The organism is Limnofasciculus baicalensis BBK-W-15, from assembly GCF_024178385.1.
GTDB lineage: Bacteria > Cyanobacteriota > Cyanobacteriia > Cyanobacteriales > Coleofasciculaceae > Limnofasciculus > Limnofasciculus baicalensis.
This window is the reverse complement of sequence record NZ_JAMZMM010000452.1, coordinates 1-4,183: the sequence shown is the minus strand read 5'-3', so window position 1 is coordinate 4,183 and position 4,183 is coordinate 1. Positions and strand designations below refer to the sequence as shown.

1 protein-coding gene is annotated in these 4,183 nt (G+C 42.9%); it reads left to right on the top strand.

What is annotated here, in order from left to right; translation table 11 throughout:
- On the top strand, positions 1–4,183 hold a 4,183-nt coding region (locus tag NJ959_RS26385; protein ID WP_254014735.1), incomplete at both ends, for an SDR family NAD(P)-dependent oxidoreductase.

Below are 4,183 nucleotides of genomic sequence, written 5' to 3'. Positions count from 1 at the left end.
GGAGTGGGGAATGGGGAATCTGGAATAGGAAATGAGGAAAACGAAGAAATAAAGAAACAAACATCAACTAACAGCAAAAACCCAAAACCCCATCCGTTACATCCGTTACATCCGTTATCCCATCCGTTGCCCCATCCGTTGCCAACCCTTCCCGCCATTGGCACAATAAAAGCCAATATTGGACATACCAAAGCCGCCGCCGGAATTGCCGGATTAATCAAAGCAGCCATGGCAATTTATCACCAAATATTGCCCCCAACCACAGGCTGTCACCAACCCCATTCAGAATTAACAAATGAAAATCCCGCTTTGCGAATACTCAGACAAAGCGAAACTTGGACTAAAAATTACCCTCTCAGGGCAGGTGTTAGCGCCATGGGATTTGGCGGAATTAATACCCATATTGTATTAGAAGGTATACCCTCTAAAAACGTTACACCCAAAATCCCTACATTATCATCAGCCCAAGACGCAGAAATAATACTACTCGGTGCTACAGATAGAGAAAATTTACAACAACAAATCCAACATCTATTAACCATAACTCCCCGACTTTCCCGCGCCGAAGTCACCGACTTAGCTGCTCAACTTGCCAAAACATTAGATCATAGCCAAGTAAGAGCCGCAATTGTCGCATCTAATCCCCAAGAATTAACAAATCGCCTAGAAATACTCCAATCTTGGCTAGAAAAAGGATTAAATAATCAACTCGATATTCCTTCAGGTATATACCTCGGTACAAGTATAATTCCACCACGGATTGGTTTTCTTTTTCCTGGGCAAGCATCTCCCACTCATATCACAGGTGGCGCTTGGTGTCGCAATTTCCCCTGGGTGCAAGAATTATACCAAAGGGCTAACTTACCACAAGTAAAAAATACCATTGATACAGCCATCGCCCAACCCGCAATAGTGACAGCTTCAATTGCAGGTTTCCAGACACTAGAAAAATTAGGCATAAAAGGCGCGATCGCAGTCGGACATAGTTTGGGGGAACTTACTGCGTTATCCTGGGGAGGGGCGTTTGATGAAGCTGCACTACTGCGAATTAGCAAAGCACGCGGTAAAGCCATGGGAGAATTGAGTAATCCCTCTGGCACAATGGCTAGTATTAAAGGAGATCGAAGTGCTGTTACTGCTTTAATTAATGGAGATAATGTCGCCATTGCCGGATTAAACTCGCCGCGACAAACAGTAATATCTGGGGAAATAAATGCGATCGCAACTATTATAGATCGCGCCCGCACTCAAGGAATCAAAGCCACACTTTTACCTGTTTCCCACGCTTTCCATTCCCCACTCGTCGCCCAAGCCACTCTACCCTTCGCAACACATCTCGCTAATGAGGAATTTCAACCTCTCCAACGCACAGTTATCTCCACTGTAACTGGCACTATTGTCCCACCCGATGAGGATTTGCGATCGCTTCTTACCACTCAAATTACTTCGCCAGTAAAGTTTATTGATGGAGTTACTCAAGCCTCCCCTCATGTTGATTTGTGGATTGAAGTTGGTCCAGGCGAAGTATTAAGTGGGTTAGTTGGTGATTTTGTCAATACCCCAATTATTCCAATTGATGCAGGTGGTTTATCTTTCAAAGGCTTATTAAATGCAATTGGTGCAGCCTTTGTTTTAGGCACGCCAATTAACCGTCAATCCTTATTTTCTCACAGATTTACCAAACCATTCAACCTCAATTGGCAGCCTAAATTTTTCGTCAATCCCTGTGAAAAGAATCGAGAAATAGGGATAATTTCACAATATCATTCCCCTACTATTAAATTAACCTCTCCCCCAGCCCCTCTCCTGCAAGGAGAGGGGAGTAAGACTTCTTCAACCCCTTTCGATACCGCCTTTGCTTCAAAAGGGGGGTTAGCAGAGGCAAATGCAAATCTTACTCCCCCCTTCCCTGGCAAGGAAGGGGGGCTGGGGGGGTTAGGTTTATCTTCTCCAACTACTAATTCACCACTAGAAATCGTGCGACAATTAGTAGCAGAAAGATCCGAACTTCCCGTTAGTGCAATCAAAGATAATAATCGTCTACTCAGTGACTTACATCTTAACTCAATTACTGTAGGACAACTAGTAGGAGAAGCAGCAAAAAGATTAGGCTTATCTCCCCCTATTGCACCCACTGACTATGCTAACGCCACTATTACAGAAGTCGTTCAAGCATTAGAAGAATTAGTCACTACTGGTAGTTCAATATCTATCGATGAAAGCAAACAAGTACCATCAGGTGTTGATGCTTGGATTCGGACTTTCACAGTAGAATTAGTAGAAAAACCCCTACCCCACTGTCAAGCAAAATCTGGAGTATCCCAATTTGATAAAAACCTAAATTATACTCTTACTCCCCCCTTCAATAAGGGGGGTTGGGGGGGTGACAACTGTGGCGACAAACAAGTATCTTTGCCAAAACAGGATCTTCCCGCAAAATCCACCTTAAGTAACTGGAAAGGCTGGCAAATATTTGCACCATCCGATTATCCTTTAGCAAAACCTTTACAGGAAGCATTCGATAATTGGGATGGTGGTAGTGGCGTAATTGTCTGTTTGCCACCACAACCAGATGAAAGTCACTTAAGTTTACTACTGGATAGTGCCAAAGTTGTAATTACTGATAAAGAAGTAACTCATTTTATTCTTGTCCAACATGGGGTAGGTGGTGCTGGTTTTGCTCGTACTCTTCATTTGGAATCGCCAAATATTACTACTTGTATTGTTAATTTGCCTGGGGTTTATGGTGATTTTGTTAAAGCAGAGAAAGTGCCGGATTTGATTGGTGTTAGTCACAGGCAAGATGCCTGTGCTACGGATGATGAATTTATAAAAATGGGCTGGATTGATGTACCTTTATGTAAAGATATTTCTGAAAATATCTTTATAGAATGGGTACTTGCTGAGGCAAAAGCCGCAGTCGGTTATGTTGAGTCTGATTATGATATTTCTGGGGTGCGGCGGGAACCAATCTTGCGGTTGTTGCCAAATTCGACCCCCCCTACCCCCCCTTATCAAGGGGGGAAAATATCAATTCAAAATCTTACATCCACAGACTTATTATTAGTCACAGGTGGTGGGAAAGGAATTGCTGCCGAAAGCGCTATCTCCTTAGCAAAAGAAACTGGCATACGTCTCGCACTTTTAGGCAGATCCCACCCAAATAATGATACCGAACTTGCTGCTAATTTGGAGAGAATGGCAGGATTGGGTATTCAGTTTAAATACATCGCTGCTGATGTAACTAATAGTTCAGCAGTACGAGGCGCGATCGCAGAATTTGAAGCAGAATTAGGTACAATTACTGCTATCTTACACGGAGCTGGGACTAATGTTCCCCAACTTCTTACTTCCCTAGATGAAACCGCAATAAAACGTACCTTAGCCCCCAAAGTTCAAGGACTTCATAATATTCTAGCAGCCGTAAACCCTTACCATCTAAAGCTTTTGGTCGCATTTGGCTCGATCATTGCCCGCACTGGTTTGCGAGGTGAAGCTGATTATGCCCTAGCTAATGAATGGTTAGGAAATATTACGGAAAGTTTCGGGATTAAATATCCCAACTGCCGATGTGTAACTATAGACTGGTCAGTTTGGTCAGGTGTTGGCATGGGCGAACGATTAGGGCGAGTAGATGCCCTAATGCAACAAGGAATTACACCCATTTCACCAGACATGGGTATCTCCATATTTCGTAACATAATTGCTCAATGCTTAAATAAACATAAAAATCAAATAGAAAAGGCACTAACACCTGATTCAATAATTGTAACAGGTCGTTTTGGAGACGTACCAACCTTAAAGTTACCAAAGCCAGAACTACCATTCCTACGCTTCTTGGAAAAACCAAGAGTTTACTATCCAGGAGTTGAATTAGTCGTGGATGCCGAACTCTCAACCGATACAGATCCATATCTGAACGATCATATTTATAAAGGCGATCGCATTTTTCCTGGCGTAATGGGATTGGAAGCTATGGCACAAGTAGCAATGGCGTTACTAGAAACTTCAGAAATTCCCGTTTTTGAAGATATAAAATTCAATCATCCCGTAGTCGTTTCTGAAACCTCGCCCCTAAAAATTCGCATTGCCGCATTAGTGCGAGAAACAGGCAAAGTTGAAATAGTTTTGCGTAGCGAACAAACAGGATTTGCCATAGATCATTTTCGCACTACCTGTATGT